Source organism: Muricomes intestini, from assembly GCF_004346165.1.
Taxonomy (GTDB): domain Bacteria; phylum Bacillota; class Clostridia; order Lachnospirales; family Lachnospiraceae; genus Muricomes; species Muricomes intestini.
Genome location: NZ_SLZZ01000012.1, coordinates 1 through 18,419 on the forward strand (window position 1 = coordinate 1; position 18,419 = coordinate 18,419).

At 46.0% G+C, this 18,419-nt stretch carries 17 protein-coding genes, 1 pseudogene, 1 riboswitch and 1 other annotated feature; of the genes and pseudogenes, 17 read left to right on the forward strand and 1 reads right to left on the reverse strand.

Translation table 11 applies throughout. The features are described from left to right. Positions 1-106: 106 nt before the first annotated feature. The 11 genes from queA to EDD59_RS09695 all read left to right on the forward strand — a co-directional run bounded on the left by queA (position 107) and on the right by EDD59_RS09695 (position 11,722). A complete protein-coding gene (gene queA, locus EDD59_RS09645) occupies positions 107-1,132 on the forward strand; it encodes a tRNA preQ1(34) S-adenosylmethionine ribosyltransferase-isomerase QueA (protein ID WP_132381353.1) in 1,026 nt (341 codons plus the stop codon). Between the two features lie 193 nt (positions 1,133-1,325). Continuing rightward, positions 1,326-2,444: a glycosyl hydrolase family 18 protein gene (locus EDD59_RS09650; protein WP_132381355.1), complete on the forward strand. Its 1,119-nt coding sequence runs from the start codon at positions 1,326-1,328 to the stop codon at positions 2,442-2,444. A gap of 178 nt (positions 2,445-2,622) precedes the next feature. Further along, positions 2,623-2,940, forward strand: a complete 318-nt coding sequence (locus EDD59_RS09655; RefSeq protein WP_132381357.1) for an ArsR/SmtB family transcription factor — start codon at positions 2,623-2,625, stop codon at positions 2,938-2,940. Between the two features lie 104 nt (positions 2,941-3,044). Then, positions 3,045-3,422 carry an arsenite efflux transporter metallochaperone ArsD gene (gene arsD / locus EDD59_RS09660; RefSeq protein WP_132381359.1) on the forward strand — a complete coding sequence of 126 codons (378 nt, stop codon included), beginning with the start codon at positions 3,045-3,047 and terminating at the stop codon, positions 3,420-3,422. A 1-nt stretch (position 3,423) separates the two neighbouring features. Next, a complete protein-coding gene (gene arsA, locus EDD59_RS09665) occupies positions 3,424-5,160 on the forward strand; it encodes an arsenical pump-driving ATPase (RefSeq protein ID WP_132381361.1) in 1,737 nt (578 codons plus the stop codon). A 102-nt stretch (positions 5,161-5,262) separates the two neighbouring features. Then, positions 5,263-5,437: riboswitch (Lysine riboswitch) on the forward strand. Positions 5,438-5,549: 112 nt separating this feature from the next. Beyond that, positions 5,550-7,109, forward strand: a complete 1,560-nt coding sequence (locus tag EDD59_RS18440) for an ABC transporter permease subunit (RefSeq protein ID WP_132381363.1) — start codon at positions 5,550-5,552, stop codon at positions 7,107-7,109. A 12-nt stretch (positions 7,110-7,121) separates the two neighbouring features. Beyond that, positions 7,122-7,868: an amino acid ABC transporter ATP-binding protein gene (locus EDD59_RS09675; protein WP_132381365.1), complete on the forward strand. Its 747-nt coding sequence runs from the start codon at positions 7,122-7,124 to the stop codon at positions 7,866-7,868. Positions 7,869-7,977: 109 nt separating this feature from the next. Continuing rightward, positions 7,978-8,224 (forward strand) — a binding site (T-box leader). 121 nt (positions 8,225-8,345) lie between these two features. After that, complete coding sequence (locus EDD59_RS09680) at positions 8,346-9,365, forward strand: ABC transporter substrate-binding protein (protein WP_132381367.1); 1,020 nt, start codon at positions 8,346-8,348, stop codon at positions 9,363-9,365. A gap of 54 nt (positions 9,366-9,419) precedes the next feature. Continuing rightward, complete coding sequence (locus EDD59_RS09685; protein ID WP_132381369.1) at positions 9,420-10,301, forward strand: ABC transporter permease; 882 nt, start codon at positions 9,420-9,422, stop codon at positions 10,299-10,301. Next, on the forward strand, positions 10,294-11,067 hold the full coding sequence (locus EDD59_RS09690) for an ABC transporter ATP-binding protein (protein ID WP_132381371.1): 774 nt from the start codon (positions 10,294-10,296) through the stop codon (positions 11,065-11,067). The genes EDD59_RS09685 and EDD59_RS09690 overlap by 8 nt, the downstream gene beginning before the upstream one ends. A gap of 49 nt (positions 11,068-11,116) precedes the next feature. Further along, on the forward strand, positions 11,117-11,722 hold the full coding sequence (locus EDD59_RS09695; RefSeq protein ID WP_132381373.1) for a superoxide dismutase family protein: 606 nt from the start codon (positions 11,117-11,119) through the stop codon (positions 11,720-11,722). Positions 11,723-11,872: 150 nt separating this feature from the next. On the opposite strand, the pseudogene EDD59_RS18110 reads toward EDD59_RS09695, so the two are convergent. Continuing rightward, positions 11,873-12,007: pseudogene (locus EDD59_RS18110) on the reverse strand (IS200/IS605 family transposase); the annotation flags it as partial. Positions 12,008-12,277: 270 nt separating this feature from the next. On the opposite strand from EDD59_RS18110, the gene EDD59_RS09705 reads away from it, so the two are divergent. From EDD59_RS09705 to EDD59_RS09730, 6 genes are all read left to right on the forward strand, one after another. Beyond that, a complete protein-coding gene (locus EDD59_RS09705) occupies positions 12,278-13,795 on the forward strand; it encodes a ParB/RepB/Spo0J family partition protein (protein ID WP_207652220.1) in 1,518 nt (505 codons plus the stop codon). 300 nt (positions 13,796-14,095) lie between these two features. Then, entirely contained in the window at positions 14,096-14,449 is a 354-nt protein-coding gene (locus EDD59_RS09710; RefSeq protein WP_011988863.1) for a DUF7768 domain-containing protein, read from the forward strand. Continuing rightward, a complete protein-coding gene (locus EDD59_RS09715) occupies positions 14,442-15,146 on the forward strand; it encodes an antirestriction protein ArdA (protein WP_079425950.1) in 705 nt (234 codons plus the stop codon). The genes EDD59_RS09710 and EDD59_RS09715 overlap by 8 nt, the downstream gene beginning before the upstream one ends. Positions 15,147-15,194: 48 nt before the next feature. Further along, a complete protein-coding gene (locus EDD59_RS09720) occupies positions 15,195-15,992 on the forward strand; it encodes a DUF6674 family protein (protein WP_011988861.1) in 798 nt (265 codons plus the stop codon). 75 nt (positions 15,993-16,067) lie between these two features. Then, positions 16,068-16,541, forward strand: coding sequence for a PcfB family protein (locus tag EDD59_RS09725; RefSeq protein ID WP_011988860.1), 474 nt, complete (start codon positions 16,068-16,070; stop codon positions 16,539-16,541). Continuing rightward, a complete protein-coding gene (locus EDD59_RS09730; RefSeq protein WP_132381375.1) occupies positions 16,531-18,363 on the forward strand; it encodes a VirD4-like conjugal transfer protein, CD1115 family in 1,833 nt (610 codons plus the stop codon). The genes EDD59_RS09725 and EDD59_RS09730 overlap by 11 nt, the downstream gene beginning before the upstream one ends. Positions 18,364-18,419: the final 56 nt, after the last annotated feature.

Genomic DNA, 18,419 nt, shown 5'->3' on the forward strand with positions numbered 1-18,419 from the left:
TCCATATGCTCCAGGCATTGGAAAAATAAGAAATAGAAAAAAGAGTGATTTCTTGAAATTAACACTTGACAAGAGGTCACTTCATAACAGAAAGGCGGATTTTGCATTGAAAACAAGTGATTTTTATTATGATCTGCCCCAGGAGCTGATCGCTCAGGATCCACTGGAGGATCGGGCAGGTTCCCGCCTTCTTGTGCTAGATAAGAAGACAGGTAAAACAGAGCATCATATATTCCGCGATATTGCAGGATATCTTGAACCGGGAGACTGCCTTGTCATTAATGATACAAAAGTCATTCCAGCCAGGTTAATCGGAGTCAAAGAGGACACCGGGGCAAAAATAGAGGTCCTGCTTTTGAAGAGGAAAGAAAATAACGTGTGGGAGACTCTGGTGAAGCCGGGCAAAAAGGCAAGACCAGGCACCAGAATCAGTTTCGGGGATGGACTGCTGATGGGAGAAGTGATGGATGTGGTGGATGAAGGAAACCGTCTCATTCATTTCAAGTACGAAGGAATTTTTGAAGAAATTCTGGATCAGCTCGGACAGATGCCTTTGCCGCCCTATATCACACATCAGCTGAAGGATAAGGACAGGTACAATACGGTATATGCTACTCATGAAGGGTCAGCGGCGGCCCCCACCGCGGGACTTCATTTTACTCCTGAATTACTGCAGAAAATCCAGGATAAAGGAGTAGATATTGCACGGGTGACTCTCCATGTAGGGCTCGGTACATTCCGGCCTGTGAAGGTGAAAGAGGTGAAAGAACATCACATGCACTCTGAGTTTTACATTATTGATGAAGAGGCGGCAGAAAAAATAAATCGTGCCAAGGAAACCGGAAAACGTGTGATCTGCGTGGGAACTACAAGCTGCAGGACAATAGAAGCTGCGGCAGATGAAAACGGGTACCTGAAGGCCTGCAGCGGGTGGACAGAGATTTTCATTTATCCGGGATACCGCTTTAAGGTGTTGGACGGTCTTATTACAAACTTTCATTTGCCCGAATCAACTTTGATTATGCTCGTCTCGGCACTGGCAGACAGGGAACATGTGCTGGCGGCGTATGAAGAGGCAGTGAAAGAGAAATATAGATTTTTCAGTTTTGGAGATGCTATGTTGATAGTATAGACCCGTTTTCTAATAAATGTTGTACCAAAAAGGATTGAAAAAGCTTGCTGAAGCTGCATTGAAACAAAAGGTATTAAGACAATATTTAAATATGGTGTTGCTTTTAGCGGCAAAAAAGTAGAGATATCAGCCAAGTAATTTTTGTCATAAAAAGAGAAACACTCTCATATGTTGTTACATAGGGGGTGTTTTTGTGATATATGTGGTAAAACCCGGAGATACATTATATTCGATAGCCGAACAGACCCAGATTCCTGTTTGGAAGATTGCTTTTGATAATCAGCTGAGCGGACAGCCAAATCTGGTGGTGGGGCAGTCACTTCTCCTGCTTGATGTGGATGAGTCCGGAAGTATAAGAGATAATTTGTATGTTACGGGATATGCTTATCCCTTTATTGAGCGGTCTATTTTGGATCAGACATTTCTGGCGCTCAATGAGCTGCTTGTGTTTTCTTATGGATTTACATTCACAGGCGAGCTTGTCCCCCCGTATCAGGATGATTTATGGATGATTGAAGCTGCATGGGAGAACGGAGTCAAGCCAATGCTTGTACTGACGCCATTTGCAAATGGTACGTTCAATAATCAGCTTGTGAAAGTGCTTGCCGAGAATATAGAAATTCAACAGACTCTGATTGCAAACCTGCTGGCAACAGTGCAGGAAAAAGGATATGCAGGAGTGGATGTTGACTTTGAATACATTTTGCCTGAGGATCGTGTGGGGTATGCAGAATTTGTGGGCAGAGTGAGAGAAACCATGAATGTAAATGGCTATAAAGTGTCTGTGGCACTGGCTCCAAAGACATCTGCAGGACAGGAAGGACTGCTTTATGAAGGGATGGATTATGCACTGCTGAGTGCAAATGCAGACAATGTGTTTCTTATGACTTACGAATGGGGATATACCTACAGTGAGCCCATGGCAGTGGCACCGATTAACATGGTGCAAAGGGTGGTGGAATATGCCTTGACAGAGATGCCGGCTGAAAAAATAATTATGGGAATACCAAATTATGGATATGATTGGCCGCTTCCCTATGAGAAAGGAATCACAAGAGCAAGATTGATAGGAAATGTGGAGGCTGTGCAGATTGCGGCAGAGAACGGGGCAGAAATACAATTTTCAGATATTGCCCAAACCCCCTTCTTTACGTACACAAGGGAAGGGATTTCCCATGAAGTATGGTTTGAAGATGTGCGCAGTATTGAGGCAAAAATCAATCTGGCAAAAGAGTATAACCTCTGGGGTGTGGGATATTGGAATCTAATGCGGCCGTTTAGAGCAAACTGGCTGCTTTTGGAGAAGGGATAGAATACACGAATTAGTCTGGGCTTCTTTGGCTTGCATCTGTTTATAGGAAGCCCATTAAATACATACAGTTAAAGCTCGTGGAAATTAAATATAGATATAGGCAAAAAATAAATATATTGACATTTATCTATTTAAGTTATATATTAAATATAGAAAAAATTCTATGTGAGGTCATTCTATGGAGCAAAAGTACATTCAGAATGCAAAAGTATTAAAGGCTTTGTCTGATCCAAAGAGATTACGGATTATTGATATGCTTTCTTGCGGTGAAATGTGTGCCTGCAAGATTCTGGAAGAATTCCATATTACACAGCCAACGCTTTCCCACGATATGAAAGTGTTGATGGATGCAGGTATTGTGGATGCAAGACCGGAGGGAAAGTGGATGTATTACTCTCTAAACAATAATAACCTGCAAGTCTTCTATAAACAGTTGGGAGAAATGTTTTCCAACACTCCTGATTGTATTTGCCATCGGAAAAGCGATAGCGAATAAAGTTGTTCTCATCACTGTTGTCGGTGCTGTTTCTCTGAGGAATATATACCGACAAAAAAACCAACAAAGCATAGAAAAAATTCAATATGAAAGAAGGTATTCTTATGAAAACAATGCAAATTTTTGAACCTGCCATGTGCTGCCCGACCGGTCTTTGTGGAGTAGGGGTTGATCCTGAGCTGCTTCGCATTTCTACGGTACTGGATACATTGAAAAAGCATGGCATAACTGTTGACCGATTTAATCTTAACAGTGCACCTGATGAGTTTGTGGATAATAAGGTTGTAAATGACTTTCTCAATGATAAGGGAGCAGATTGTTTGCCTGTCATCTTACTGGACGGAGAAATCATTCTGACTGGGAAATATCCCACTAATGCAGAATTTACTGAGTGGATGGGTGTGCCTGCAGAACTGTTAGAAAAACCTGCGGAAAAAGCACAACAAAGTGATAGTTGCTGTTGCCAGGAGGGATGCTGCTAATATGAATATATTTGATCCTGACTGTATTAAGTTTACAAAGTATCTTTTCTATACCGGCAAAGGCGGCGTTGGTAAAACCAGTGTTGCCTGTGCCACCGCTGTATCGCTGGCAGACAGCGGAAAGCGAGTATTACTAATTAGTACCGATCCGGCTTCAAACTTACAGGACGTTTTCTCAATGCAGTTAACAAATAAGGGGACACCGATTCCTGATGTGCCTAACATGGTTGTGGCGAATCTCGACCCTGTACAAGCAGCCGCTGAGTATCGGGAAAATGTTATTACACCCTATCGAGGCAAACTTCCTGACACCGTACTTGCCAACATGGAAGAACAACTATCTGGTTCCTGTACTGTTGAAATTGCAGCCTTTAATGAATTTTCCAATTTTATCACAGATGGAAAGATACAACAGAAATACGACCATATCATCTTTGACACCGCCCCCACGGGTCATACACTGCGCATGCTGCAGCTTCCGTCTGCATGGAGCAACTTTATCAGTGAAAGTACCCACGGAGCTTCTTGTCTGGGGCAGCTGTCCGGACTGGAAAGTAAAAAGGCAGTTTACAGACAAGCGATGGAAACTCTGGCAGATGGAAAACTAACCACATTAATACTTGTGACACGTCCTGAAACAGCGCCATTTAAGGAAGCAGCGCGTGCTTTGGATGAACTTTCCACACTAGGCATTCACAATCAGATGCTTATTATCAATGGTATACTGACCGAATATAGCGATACACTTTCATACAGTCTGTATGAGAAACAGCAGCGTGCGATGAAGAGGATACCGGAAAGCCTGAAGGTGCTTCCCTGTTATACGGTACCTCTGCGTGCATATAATGTTACGGGTCTGGAGAATGTACGTGCCTTGCTAGAAGCTGACCATGTGACTATACGCACGGAGACACTGAATACCATTCATGTTCCTACATTAAGCCATGTGATTGATGAGCTGACTGTAAACGGCAAACGTGTTATTTTTACGATGGGTAAGGGTGGCGTAGGAAAAACTACGGTTGCCGCTGCTGTCGCATTAGGACTTGCAAAACGTGGAGAAAAGGTTCATCTTGCAACCACAGACCCTGCTGCACATCTGAAATTTGTATTAGATGAAAACTGTGGTATTGCCATGAGTCATGTCGATGAGGCCGCAGAGCTGAAAAAATATCAGTCTGAAGTGCTTGACAAGGCCCGCGCGTCTGGTATGAGCAATGAGGATATTGCCTATATTGAGGAAGACTTACGTTCTCCTTGCACACAGGAAATTGCTGTATTCCGTGCATTTGCGGAAATTGTAGATAAGGCTGACGATCAAGTAGTAGTGATTGATACTGCACCTACCGGGCACACCCTGCTCTTGCTGGAATCTACACAAAGTTATAATCATGAAATCCAGCGTACAAAAGGCGAGATTCCTGAATCGGTTATAAAACTTCTGCCGCGGCTGAAATCTGATGAAACGGAGGTGCTTATTGTAACTCTGCCTGAAGCAACCCCTGTTTATGAAGCGCTGCGTTTAGAAGAAGATTTAAAAAGGGCAGGCATTGCCGCCAGATGGTGGATTGTTGATCAATCTCTTTATGGAACAAAGACAACCAACCCAATACTGAAAGCAAAAGCAGAGAATGAGGTGGAATGGCTCAATCGCATCAATGAACATGCAGACGGAAAATTCGCACTGATTGCTTGGAATGCTAAGGATATTAAAGGTGAGCGTCTATTATCATTATAAGGTGCAGTGATGGTTAAAGTTCCATTTATTAATTTTCTATTGACAATAACTTTGAAAGACTGTAGAATTTATAAGAAAAAAGAATATGTGAAACACCTCATTGTTTGAGGTAGAGGTTGCGAGGCTTATTAACGCTGTGGAGTGAAGAGACATGTAGAAGCAGAACTAGGAAGCATCGCCGAAATCAGGTGGTATCTCTTTTGCCTTCTGGTTGGGACATAAGTAAAGAGCTTATGGACTGTCTTAGTTTTAGAGACTAAGTTGCGCTATGTTTTACAAATAGGTGAAGAAGAATTAAGCGCTTTTGGTTTTCCGAAAGACGCTTTTTTAAATTTACGGCAACTTTGTTTCCGTCATAAACTGATGGTTTCATTGAAAAGGAGAAAAGGATGAAGAAGAAGGTATCAATTCTGTCATTGGTGCTGCTATTGCTGGCATGTGTGCCGGGATTGACAAATGAAGTACAGGCGCAGGGAACGGAGCAAAAGGAATTCCGTGTAGGAATGGAGGCCGGGTATGCTCCGTTTAACTGGACACAGAATACGGATGAAAGCGGGGCTGTGCCGATTGATGGAGACAAATCCTATGCCGGTGGTTATGATGTAGAAATTGCCAAACGTATTGCAGACAAACTGGGACGAAAGCTGGTTATTGTAAAGACGGAGTGGGACGGTCTGCCTCCGGCACTGCAGTCCGGTAAAATCGACGCGATTATTGCCGGTATGTCTCCCACAGAGGAGCGAAAAAAACAGATTGATTTTACAGATGTGTATTATGAGTCAAACCTGGTAATGGTCACCAAAGCGGACAGTGAATATGCAAAGGCAAAAAGTTTGGATGACTTTTCCGGTGCAAAGGTTACAGCACAGCTTAATACGTTCCACTATACAGTTATTAATCAGATTCCAGGCGTAAAGATGCAGGAAGCTATGGATAATTTTCCGGCTATGAGAGTAGCCCTTGAGTCAGGAACAATTGACGGATATGTCAGTGAAAGGCCGGAGGGAGTCACTGCCGAGAGCGTTAATCCAAAGCTGAAGATGATAGAATTTACTGCGGAAAACGGATTTCAGACAAGTCCTGATGACACTGCGGTTGCAATTGGTATGCGAAAAGGTGATCCTGACGTAGCTGCCATTAATGAAATTCTGGCCGGGATTTCAAAAGATGAGCGTTTAAAGATTATGGATGAGGCTATTGAAAATCAGCCCGCATCAGAAGAAGACACAGGCAGCCCTATCCTGAAAATTTTGAATCAAAATGGAATGCTGTTCTTAAGAGGAACGGGAATGACTATGTTTTTGGCTCTGGCAGGAACTATTTTGGGCGGTCTGATTGGCCTTTTGGTTGGTGTTTACCGCACAATACCAATATCAGATAAAAAGAGTAAGAGAATATTTCAAAAGCTTTTCGGCTGGCTTTTGAATGTGTATGTAGAAGTATTTAGAGGAACGCCTATGATTGTACAGTCCGCTGTCATTTATTATGGTACAGCGCTATTGTTTGGGTTTGACCTGAATCGTACCGCGGCAGCCCTTTTCATTGTGTCAATCAATACCGGAGCCTACATGTCCGAGATTGTCCGGGGAGGTATCTTTGCTGTAGATACAGGGCAGTTTGAGGCTGCGCAGGCAATCGGAATGACCCACGGCCAAACGATGCGAAAGGTAGTAGTTCCTCAGGTACTGCGAAACATTTTGCCGGCAACAGGAAATGAATTTGTTATCAATATCAAGGATACTTCTGTGTTGAGTATTATTTCCGTTACGGAACTGTTTTTCCAAGGAAAATCGGCGGCAGGAGCAAATTATATGTTCTTCCAGACTTATTTTATTATCTGCGTGATTTACTTTGTGCTGACCTTCAGCGTAACAAGGATTCTGCGCCTGGTTGAGAAGAAACTGGACGGACCGCAGGACTATGTACCTATTGCAGTGGAGGAAGAGTAGAAAGGAGCAGAAATGTCAGAAATTATTAACATAGAACATTTGAAAAAGAGCTTTGGCCAAAACGAAGTTCTGAAAGATATTGACCTTATGGTCGACAAGGGTGAGGTAGTAACAATTATCGGATCCTCAGGCTCAGGTAAATCCACACTGCTTCGATGTATTAATCTGTTGGAAAAGCCGAATGGTGGGAAGATTTATTATAAAGATGAAAATGTGCTGGCACCGAATTATAATCTGCCCAAATACCGCACCCACTTAGGCATGGTATTTCAGCAATTTAATCTTTTTAATAACATGAACGTTTTGGAAAACTGCATGACCGGCCAGGTGACAGTATTAAAAAAATCCCGGGAAGAGGCGAAGAAAACCGCTCTTGAAAACTTGAAAAAGGTCGGTATGGAGAGATTTATTGATGCCAAGCCATCACAGCTTTCCGGCGGCCAGAAGCAGAGGGTCGCAATTGGGCGCGCCCTGTCTATGGATCCTGACGTGATGCTGTTTGACGAACCAACGTCAGCGCTCGATCCTGAGATGGTCGGTGAAGTACTAAAGACAATGAAAGACCTGGCACATACAGGGCTTACTATGATAATTGTCACTCATGAAATGGCATTTGCCAAAGATGTTTCCGACCGGGTTATCTTCATGGATAAAGGTGTTATTGCAGAGACCGGCACGGCAGAAGACATATTTGTTCATCCGAAAGAAGAACGCACAAGACAATTTCTGCAGAGGATTCTGAACGTTTCAGAGGAATAAAGTCAGAATATTCTGAAAATGGCCGGCAAAAGGGTCAGACCCCTTTTTCACTTTTTCAAAAAGTCCTTGACAAATGTGATTAGGGAAATTACAATAGAAGTTATCAAAAGCAAAACCGATGAGAAAGAGAAGTAAGTTTTAAAAGAAATCACAGAGAGCAGCAGGGGATGAGATTGCTGCATGGATTTTAATTCTGAATGGACTTTCGAGGGCGGCCTGAAATGAGAAGAGTAGGCGCCGTCGGGAACCAAACCCGTTATCAATGAGGAACGTATGTAGTACGTGATAAAGTGGACAATTCGTCAATTTGAGTGGTACCGCGGATAATAAAACTGTATTTTATTACCGTCTCAAGCTATTAGCTTGAGGCGGTTTTCTTTTTTTACAAGCTTACCTCAAAAAGAATCCACGTAGTCGGCTCCTTTGCTTTTGGACCATATTGGGAAAATAAAGATAGAAGAAAAGGAGAACCTAATTATGAAAAAGAAAGTATTGGCAGTAGTTTTGGCGGCCGTTATGGCTATGGGCCTTGCGGCATGCGGGAGCAGAGAAGATGCGAAAGAGAGCAAAACAGGCGATGAAAAGACCTATACGGTCGGCATTTCCCAGTTTGCGGAGCACGGGTCATTGGATAACTGCAGAGAAGGATTTATTGAAGGCTTGAAAGAGAGCGGCTTTGAGGAAGGGAAAAACCTGAAGGTGGAAGTGAAGAATGCAGCGGCAGACCAGGGGACGGCAAAACAAATCAGCGATGCATTTGTATCTGACAAGGCAGATTTAATCTGTGGAATTGCGACACCAAGTGCACAGGCGGCATATAACTCTGCAATGAATACAGATATTCCAGTTATTTTCACTGCAGTAACAGACCCAAAAGCAGCAAAACTTGCAAATGAAGATGGGACCCCGGCAGGAGAAGTTACAGGAACGAGTGACGAACTGCCGATTAAGAAGCAGCTGGAAATGATTCACAAGGTCCTTCCGGATGCAAAGAAAGTAGGAATACTTTATACTACAAGTGAAGTGAATTCTGTTTCTGCAATTAAAACATATGAAAAGCTTGCAGGAGACTATGGGATTACAATTGTAACAAAAGGGGTTTCCCAGACAGCGGATATATCATTGGCAGCAGATGAAATTCTGAGTGAAGTGGACTGCCTGACAAATCTGACGGACAATACCGTGGTGAATTCATTGGCAACAATTCTTGACAAGGCAAATGAGAAGAAGATTCCTGTCTTCGCAAGTGAGGTTGAGCAGGTGAAACTGGGATGCGTTGCAGCGGAAGGAATTGATTATATTGCCCTTGGAAAACAGACCGGGAAAATGGCAGCTGAAGTGTTAAAGGGAGAAAAGAAAGCATCTGAAATGAAATATGAGACGATTTCTGAACCGGGACTGTATGTAAATACAAAAGCAGCAAAAGACCTGGGAATTACTTTAGACGAAGAATTTGTAAAGAGTGCAGTAGAAAGCTTTGACAGCATTTCGAAATAAGACACCTTACAGTAGGGTGTGATATAAAAAGAGATAGGAAACCGGAGGAAGATTATGGCTATTTTTGTAACAACTTTAGAACAGGGGCTGATTTACGGGATACTGGCTCTCGGGGTATATATCACCTATAAAATTCTGGATTTCCCGGATCTGACCGTGGATGGAAGCTTCCCGCTCGGGGCTGCAATTACGGCTACGATGATTGCAAATGGTGTAAATCCATATCTGACAATTCCGGCTTCCTTTCTGGCAGGGGCTGCGGCCGGAGTCTGCACAGGCCTTATCCATGTGAAATGTAAAGTAAGAGATCTGTTATCCGGTATTATCATGATGACGGCCCTGTGGACAATTAACCTGCGTCTGGCAGGAACGGCGAATGTCCCTATATTTGGAGACGAAAGTATTTTTGACAATAGCTGGATGAATAAAGTTTTTGGAGGCGGACTTGCATCTTACAAAGTGCTTGTGGTTGTACTTGTAATTGCGGTAATCAGCAAGGTACTGCTTGATTTATATTTAAAGACAAAATCAGGACTTTTGCTTCGGGCAGTGGGCGACAATGCAAATCTTGTAACTTCACTTGCCAAGGATCAGGGAAACGTTAAAATCCTGGGCCTTTCAATAGCAAATGGCCTAGTGGCGCTGGCAGGAAGTATCTTCTGTCAGGAACAAAGGGTGTTTGAGATTTCCAGCGGAACCGGAGCAATTGTAATTGGTCTTGCCAGTGTAATCATCGGAACGAGTTTGTTTAAAAATGTGCGCCTTGTTAACACGACCACAGCTGTTTTGATAGGATCCGTAATCTACAAAGCGTGTGTTGCCGCAGCATTAAAGTTTTTTGAACCTCAGGATATGAAACTGATTACAGCGGTATTGTTTTTAATCATATTAATTATCGGCATGGACAGAAAGAAGAAGGTGAAGAAGAATGCTTGAGTTAAAGAATATCCGAAAATATTATAATCCGGGTACACTCAACGAAATGTGTCTTTTTGAGGATTTTAATCTGACCGCGGATAAAGGGGACTTTATTTCTGTTGTGGGCAGTAATGGGTCCGGCAAGACCTCCATGCTGAATATTCTCTGTGGGAGCATTTCGGTGGAAAAAGGACAGATATTGATGGATGGCGAAGATATTTCCGGAATGAAGGAATATAAGAGAAACCGGAGAATTGGGAGAGTTTACCAGAACCCGGCCATGGGAACCTGTCCTTCTATGACGATCCTGGAAAACATGTCTCTTGCAGACAACAAAGGAGGAACTTACGGACTTGGAAAAGGCGTAAATAAGGCACGCAAAGCCCATTACCAGAAACTGCTCGGCAGTCTGAATCTGGGTCTGGAAAATAAAATGGATGTGAAAGTGGGTTCACTTTCAGGAGGACAGCGGCAGGCCATGGCACTTCTAATGTCCACGCTGACTCCGATAGATTATTTAATCCTGGATGAACACACTGCAGCTCTGGATCCGAAGACAGCAGAATTGATTATGGAGCTGACAGACAGGATTGTAAAAGAGAAAAATCTGACGACTATCATGGTGACGCATAATCTGCGCTATGCTGTGGAATATGGAAGCAGACTGCTTATGATGCACCAGGGTCAGATTGTGTTGGACATTGCCGGGGAAGAAAAGCAAAAGATGAAAGTCGATGATATACTGGGAAAATTTAATGAAATAAGTATTGAGTGCGGAAATTAGAGTCATTTTTCCCCCTCTCCTCATATACTGAGATGAGGAGGGCGATGTTATGTTAGAAAAATTAAACGGGCCACCGGAGGCATATGCCGATGTAAGAGGTTCATACAAATATCCCGATCTGCATGGCATGGTGTATTTTTATGAAGTACATGGAGGAACGATCGTAGTGGCAGAAATTTATGGGCTGCCGGACCAAGATCAACAGTACTTAGGTAAATTTTTTGGGTTTCATATTCACGAAGGAGCTACGTGTACAGGGCCGCCGGATGAGCCGCCTTTTGCTGATACGCTGACTCATTACAGCCCTGAATATGCCCAGCACCCACAGCATGTGGGAGATCTCCCAGTGCTTCTTTCTTCTTACGGCATGGCATGGCTCGCAGTGTATACAGGCAGGTTTTTCCCGGATGATGTCATTGGCAGAACCGTAGTTATCCATGATCACCCCGATGATTACAGAACTCAGCCACATGGTGGTGCCGGAGAAAAAATCGGATGCGGTGAAATAAAAGAATGGGGGTCTCAGTTCACAACAGCACCGGGAGCAATAATAGGACCTGGCACAGGGCTACAGCCAGGTACAGAGCCTGAGACGGGTACACAGCCTGAGACGGGTACACAGCCGGGTACAGGGCCACAGATGGGAACACAATAAAAACGACAGGAAAACAATCATGACTACCGGCTTAGCCGGTAGTTTGCTCTGTCCCTGTAAGGGACTATTGCCGGCTTGGACCTCAAAGGTCCCACGAGTATAAGGGCCCCAACCGCACCTTATCCACTGGCTTAGCCCTTATAAGTGCCTCTATTTTTTGCCTTTATTTACTGGCTCACCCGTAAACGGGTCTATATATTCCTTTAAACTTAGCTGTTCATACGCTTGATCATCTGCTAATTGATTTTTGATGTGCTCTTCAATCCTTTTCGCATTTTTTCCAACGTATCTACGTATGAGCCAAACGTATTAGGAAAACTGCAAAAACCCTTATTCTATGCGGGATAAGGGAATACCAAAATAAAATATGAGCTATCACATTACACAGGATACCGCCTAATTGGACAAGATAGGCGGTATTTTTGTATCTGGATAGCGGAACTTCGGGTCAACTTGGCCCGAAGTGGAAAGGGGGGATTACAAATCCCTGTGGGGCTTGACCTAAAAAATCAAGCCCCTTTTTCATGCCATAAAACAGACAAGGAGGAAAAACGCATGGCAAAAAATGAGCCAAACAAACCGGACGAAGTAAAAACCGCCCCGGCCCAGGAAGCAACAGCAGAAGAAAAAAACACGCCTGCTCCCATGCCGGAGATTGGCGGAGAAGCTCCTGCTCCGGAAAAGACCGCCGAGGAAACAGCGGCACTTCCCCGTGAGGACGAAACCGCCCTGTCTGAATCCGATAAGGACAGACCGGAAGAACCTAATCGCATTGACATTCCCGCCCCCGGTGATGTGGTGGTTTCCTTTGACAAAATCAATGAGATTGTTTCCGGGAAACAGGCGGCGGTAAAGGAAGCGGAGCAGACCGCCCCCGAAAAAAAGGACATGGAAAAATCAGCACACACCGAAAAAAAGGCAGAGCCAGAGAAACCCGGTATGGATAAGGGAAAGGAAAACGAGCCGAAAACGGCTAACAGCAAGCCCAAATCTCGCTCACAAAAAACCACTGAAAAAGCGGACAAAAAGCCTACTCGCCCTGCCAAACAGGAAAAAGCCCCAAAGGCTGTAAAACCGGAAAAGCCGGATAAACCGAAACAAGCCGCAGAAATTGGCGGCGGGGCTTCTGATTCCCCGCAAGCTACGGAACAGGCACAGCAGGAAACGCCGTCCCCTGCCCCGGAACTGCCGTCCGAACCGAGGGAAGCACCCCGCCCCGGCGAACAGGAACAGATTGTTTATCTCAATCTTTCCGAGCTTTTCGCTTTCAAAGATCACCCGTTTCAGGTTCGTAATGATGAAGAAATGGCGGCTATGGTGGAAAGCGTTAAGGACAAGGGCGTTACCCAGCCTGCCATTGTGCGCCCCCGTGAAGATGGCGGCTATGAAATCGTATCAGGCCACCGCCGCCAGAAGGCCAGCGAATTAGCCGGATTTGCGGATATGCCTTGTATTATCCGCAACATGACGGACGAACAGGCCATCACGCAGATGGTAGAGGACAACACCAACCAGCGTGAAAATATCCTGCCCAGTGAACGGGCCAAAGCCCTGCAAATGCAGTTGGAAGCCATCAAGCGGCAGGGCGCGCGAACCGGCAACGGGCAACGCTCCAATGAGGTTGTAGCAGAGCGCAACAAAATGACGGTCAAGCAGGTTCAGCGGTATATTAAGCTCAATGAGTTGGTTCCCGACCTTATAAAAATGGTGGACGAAAAGAAAATCGCGTTCACTCCCGCCGTGGAGCTTGCGTTCATCAAGCCCAAAAATCAGCGGTATATCGCTATCGCCATTGAGGGCCAGCAGTCGGCTCCCTCACTCTCACAGGCACAGCGTATGCGTGACCTTGACCAAAAGAAGTTGTTAAACCCCGATGTGATTGACGGAATCATGTTAGAAGAAAAAAAGGAGGCAGTCAAAGTGATTATTTCAAGTCAGGAATTAAGCCAGTATTTCGGCAAGGAGAAAACACCTCGCGAAATGAAGGATACCATTATGAAACTGCTGGAGGAAAACAAGGCGAAGCTGAAAGAGGTTTCGGCTCCTCAAAAGAAAGCCGAACAGGAAAAATAAGCACTTCGGGTCAAGTTGGCCCGAAGTCGGTATATGCGGGGCTTTGCCCCGTGCCCCAAAGCTCTAAGGATAAATATATTCCCCGTCGCCGCTTATTGGGTAGCATAGCCGGGAAAATCGGTCAAGAGCTTGCCGCCGTAGGCGGTGCTTCGCACTCTTGACGGATTTCTCCCGGTTATGCTTTAAGGCAGTCAAGCGACGGGGATATATATTCCTTTGAGCTGCTCCCTTTCCAAGCGTGGAAAGGGCGGGGGGATAGGTTGACACATTCAGCGCAACAAGAACGGAGGTGCTTAAATCATGAAACGACCTTTAGCATACATTACTGCCGCGTGGTGCGGCAATCACGATACGGATACCAAACAGGCGGCGCAGTATTGCCGGGCAGTCTATGAAGCCGGGTTTTCCCCGGTTTGCCCGACCCTGTATCTTCCGCTTTTTCTCAATGACGCAATCCCGGAGGAACATAAAAGCGGCATTGATATGAGCCGGGATCTCCTGCGCCGCGCCCATGTACTTGTCGTATGCGGAAGCGATATTGACGAGGACGTGAAAAACGACATTGCCGTTGCCGGGCGGCTGAACATCACGGCAACCACGCTGGACGGGATTCTGACCGTGAAAACACAGGGGCAGGAAAAAGACCATGCTTGAAGCCTTTGTTACCAATCTTGGACGGTATAACGAGGGATATTTGGACGGGGAGCCTTTAAAGCTCCCTGCCACCACCGAGGAAGTGCAGGCTCTTTTGAAGCGTATCCATGTGGACGGTGTGCGGTATGAGGAAATTTTCATTACTAATTATGAAACCGACGTACCCGGCCTGCGTGACTGCTTGGGCGAATATGAAAGCATTGACGAGCTGAACTATCTGGCTTCCCTGCTGGATGATATGGAGGAATGGGAGTTAGAAAAGTTTTCTGCCGCCGTGGACTTCGGGGAGTACAACAGTGTACCCGCCCTAATTAACCTTACGCAAAATCTGGATTGTTTTGAGTTTTACGCCGGGATTGAGAATGAGGAAGATTTGGGGCGATTCTATATTGATGAAATGTGTACGCTGGAAATCCCAGAGCATTTAACAAACTACATTGATTACGAAGCCTACGGACGGGATATGAGCATGGACGAGGACGGACGCTTTACAGATGGCGGCTATGTGGTGCGGACAGGCGACAGCTTTACCGAGTTTTACAGCGGCAGGGACGATTTACCGGAGGAACACCGAATTTTTGCTTATCCCAAACCGGAAAAATCCATCAAGAAAACGCTGGAAAGCTACGGGAAGATGATAAACGAAACCGTCACCGCCGCCCGTGAGCGCCCCCACCCCGCCAATGCGGAACGATAACCAACTTCGGGCCAACTTGGCCCGAAGTGTGAAAGGAGGTTAAAGCCTATGGCAAAAACGAAAACTACCGCCGAGCCGATTTTGGAAAATGAACACGTTAAGGAGCTTTTGGCGATATTGCGGGAAAACAATTCCCCGTCCACAAAGGATTTTCTTGCGGTTCTGCATCATGTCGGAGCAATGGAAAAACAGCTTGACGCCGCTGTAAAGGAGCTTGCCGCCATGCGGCAGGAACTCCGAACAGCACAGGAACAGAACCACCCGGTTAAGACCGCTTTGCAAAAGGCGGTCATTGTTATGCAGGGGCAGGTATTGGACTTGCGGGATAAATTGGCGGAGCTAAAGCAAAGCGTCATAGACGGTTGTAAGAACGCCGTTACCGCTTTTAAGGAAACCGGCATTTCCGCGCTGGATAACGTAGCCCGGTTCTTCAAGGTGCGCCCCACTTTAGAAGCCATGCGGGATATGCTCACAAAGGATATTCAGTACGACGATAAGGCTATTGCCAAAATCGAAGCCATCAGCACCGAATACCATCAAGCCGGGCGGCATTTGAAAAACATGGGTCGGGTCATGCTTGGCAGAGAAGCGGCACAGGAAGTAAAACAGCCCGGCAAGCTGGCGGCGGTCATATCCGCTCCATTCCGTGCGGAGCGTTCCCATTTTTCCAGTATAAAAAGCCATATAGAAAAATCTTTGAATACGCTGGCACGGTTGGAAGAACGGGCGGCAGAGAAAAAGCCCTCTATCCGGGAAGCTCTTGCTACTCACAATGAAAAAATCGCGCAGGCACAAAAGGACGCTCCCACCACAGAACGCCCCCGCCCTGTCAATGCAGAGAGGTAACACACTTCGGGCCAACTTGGCCCGAAGTCCTCCCGCCTATACGATTGCCATATCTGGCAGGAAAGGAGGAATTTCATGCAGGAAGATATTGAACGCCGGACGGTTGCCCTATCTGTCAATGCTACAAAACTGACGGGCCGGACGCTGGCAAAGGTGCTGGCGGCAGCACTCCGGCAGATACAAAAGGGCCATCAGAAGCGGCAGACCCCGCAGGGCAGACAGAGCGTAAAAAAGTTGATGAACCACGGCGTTTCTACAAACAGTCTTGACCTGTCCGGGGATACGAAGCTCTTTGACCGTGTGGCCCGAAAGTACAATGTAGATTATGCTTTTCACAAAACCGGGCCGGATAAATATTTGTTATTCTTCAAGGCCGGGCAGGCTGACGCTATTACCGCCTGTTTTGGCGAATATACAAAGCTGGTGCTGAACCGGGGCAAGAGCCGCCACCCCTCTATTCTGAAACAGTTAAAAGCCTTTGCCGACAGGGAGCGCACCAAACCGCGACAAAAGGAACGAAAACGGGAGGTGGTGCGGAATGAACGATAAAATCCGTAGATATGTGATTCCCAATGTTCCCTATCTGTTGGTGCTGTGGTTCTGTCTGAAGCTCGGCACAGCCTACCGCCTTGCGGCAGGTGCAGACTTCGGAAATAAACTGGTTGGCATGATAAAGACTATAAGCCCGGCGTTTGCTTCATTTGCGCCGGGCTTTGTGCTGTCCGATTGGCTCATTGGCCTTGCCGGGGCGGTCATACTCCGGCTGGTGGTATGGTATAAGGTAAAAAACGCAAAAAAGTTTCGGAGGGATGTGGAATATGGCTCGGCCCGGTGGGGAACGGCAAAGGACATCAAGCCCTTTATCGACCCAAAATTCAGCAACAACGTGATACTAACCGGGACAGAGCTTCTTACCATGAATACCCGACCCGCCAATCCCGCCAACGCCCGAAACCTTAACTGCTGTATCATAGGCTCCAGCGGAAGCGGGAAAACTCGCTTTTGGCTGACCCCACAGCTTTTACAGGCTCATTCGTCCTATGTGGTGGTTGACCCAAAGGGCGGCATTTTAGAGCAGGTCGGCTCTTTTCTGAAAAAGCAGGGCTACAAAATCAAGGTATTCAATTCCATTGATTTTGCCCGGTCAATGCACTATAACCCGCTGGCCTACTTAAAGACGGAAAGCGATATTTTGAAGTTTGTAAACGCTCTGATTGAGAACACAAAGGGCGACGGTAAAGAGGGTGATCCATTCTGGACGAAAGCAGAAACCTTGCTTTATTGTGCTTTAATCGGCTATATCGTCCTTGAGGGGCCGGAGGAAGAACGCCATATCAATACCCTAGTGGATATGCTGAACAGCATGGAAACAAGGGAAGATGATGAAAATTTCAAGAACGCCGTGGACTATATGTTCCTTGGCTTGGAAAAGCGCAATCCCAACCATTTTGCGGTGCGCCAGTATAAAAAATTCAAGCTCGCCAGCGGGAAAACCTCGAAAAGTATCCTGATTTCCTGCGGAGCCAGACTTGCCCCATTTGATATTGGACAGCTCCGGGAGATTATGAGCTATGATGAAATGGAACTTGACCGCATGGGCGATAAGAAAACCGCCACCTTCTTCATCATCAGCGACACCAATACGACCTACAACTTTATTGTTGCCCTTGCTTTTTCGCAGATGTTCAATCTTTTGTGCGAACGGGCTGACAGCAAATACGGCGGCAGGCTCCCCCATCATGTAAGGGTGCTATGGGACGAAGCCGCTAATACAGGACAAGTGCCTCAACTGGAAAAACTGGTTGCCGTTATCCGCTCCCGTGAAATCTCCCTGTGCCTGTTTTTACAGGCGCAAAGCCAACTCAAAGCCTTATACAAAGACCACGCTGAAACCATTATGGGGAATATGGACAGCGTGATTTTTCTTGGTGGGCGGGAACATTCCACCATCAAGGAGCTTTCGGAGGTCTTGGGGAAAGAAACCATTTCCATGCAGACAGAAAGCCGGACACGGGGCCAGTCGGAAAGCTACGGACAGAACTTGCAACGGCTCGGCAAGGAGCTTATGACAATGGACGAATTGACCACTATGCCGGGCAACAAGTGCATTTTACAGCTTCGCGGTCTGCGTCCATTCCTTTCCCCCAAATACGATTTAAAACAGCACCCCAATTACAGGTATACCGCCGAAGCCGACAAGCGCAACGCTTTTGACGCTTCAAAGCTGGTAAACCGCCGCATGAAAAAGCTCAATCCCAATGAGCAGTATACCGTTTATGAAGTAAGTGCCGACGGGGAAACCGCCGCCATAGACGAGAACGAGGACATTCTCAACTATGATGATGTGGACGACCCGGAAGCATTTGCATAACTTCGGGCCAACTTGTCCCGAAGTGACAGCCGCCGAAAATGGCGGTTTTTTTGTAC

Bases quoted from the DNA above. Each gene is read 5' to 3' on its own strand.
- EDD59_RS09655 (WP_132381357.1), top strand. From the start codon at position 2,623: ATGGAGCAAAAGTACATTCAGAATGCAAAAGTATTAAAGGCTTTGTCT.
- arsD (WP_132381359.1), top strand. From the start codon at position 3,045: ATGAAAACAATGCAAATTTTTGAACCTGCCATGTGCTGCCCGACCGGT.
- arsA (WP_132381361.1), top strand. From the start codon at position 3,424: ATGAATATATTTGATCCTGACTGTATTAAGTTTACAAAGTATCTTTTC.
- EDD59_RS18440 (WP_132381363.1), top strand. From the start codon at position 5,550: ATGAAGAAGAAGGTATCAATTCTGTCATTGGTGCTGCTATTGCTGGCA.
- EDD59_RS09675 (WP_132381365.1), top strand. From the start codon at position 7,122: ATGTCAGAAATTATTAACATAGAACATTTGAAAAAGAGCTTTGGCCAA.
- EDD59_RS09680 (WP_132381367.1), top strand. From the start codon at position 8,346: ATGAAAAAGAAAGTATTGGCAGTAGTTTTGGCGGCCGTTATGGCTATG.
- EDD59_RS09685 (WP_132381369.1), top strand. From the start codon at position 9,420: ATGGCTATTTTTGTAACAACTTTAGAACAGGGGCTGATTTACGGGATA.
- EDD59_RS09690 (WP_132381371.1), top strand. From the start codon at position 10,294: ATGCTTGAGTTAAAGAATATCCGAAAATATTATAATCCGGGTACACTC.
- EDD59_RS09695 (WP_132381373.1), top strand. From the start codon at position 11,117: ATGTTAGAAAAATTAAACGGGCCACCGGAGGCATATGCCGATGTAAGA.
- EDD59_RS09705 (WP_207652220.1), top strand. From the start codon at position 12,278: ATGGCAAAAAATGAGCCAAACAAACCGGACGAAGTAAAAACCGCCCCG.
- EDD59_RS09710 (WP_011988863.1), top strand. From the start codon at position 14,096: ATGAAACGACCTTTAGCATACATTACTGCCGCGTGGTGCGGCAATCAC.
- EDD59_RS09715 (WP_079425950.1), top strand. From the start codon at position 14,442: ATGCTTGAAGCCTTTGTTACCAATCTTGGACGGTATAACGAGGGATAT.
- EDD59_RS09720 (WP_011988861.1), top strand. From the start codon at position 15,195: ATGGCAAAAACGAAAACTACCGCCGAGCCGATTTTGGAAAATGAACAC.
- EDD59_RS09725 (WP_011988860.1), top strand. From the start codon at position 16,068: ATGCAGGAAGATATTGAACGCCGGACGGTTGCCCTATCTGTCAATGCT.
- EDD59_RS09730 (WP_132381375.1), top strand. From the start codon at position 16,531: ATGAACGATAAAATCCGTAGATATGTGATTCCCAATGTTCCCTATCTG.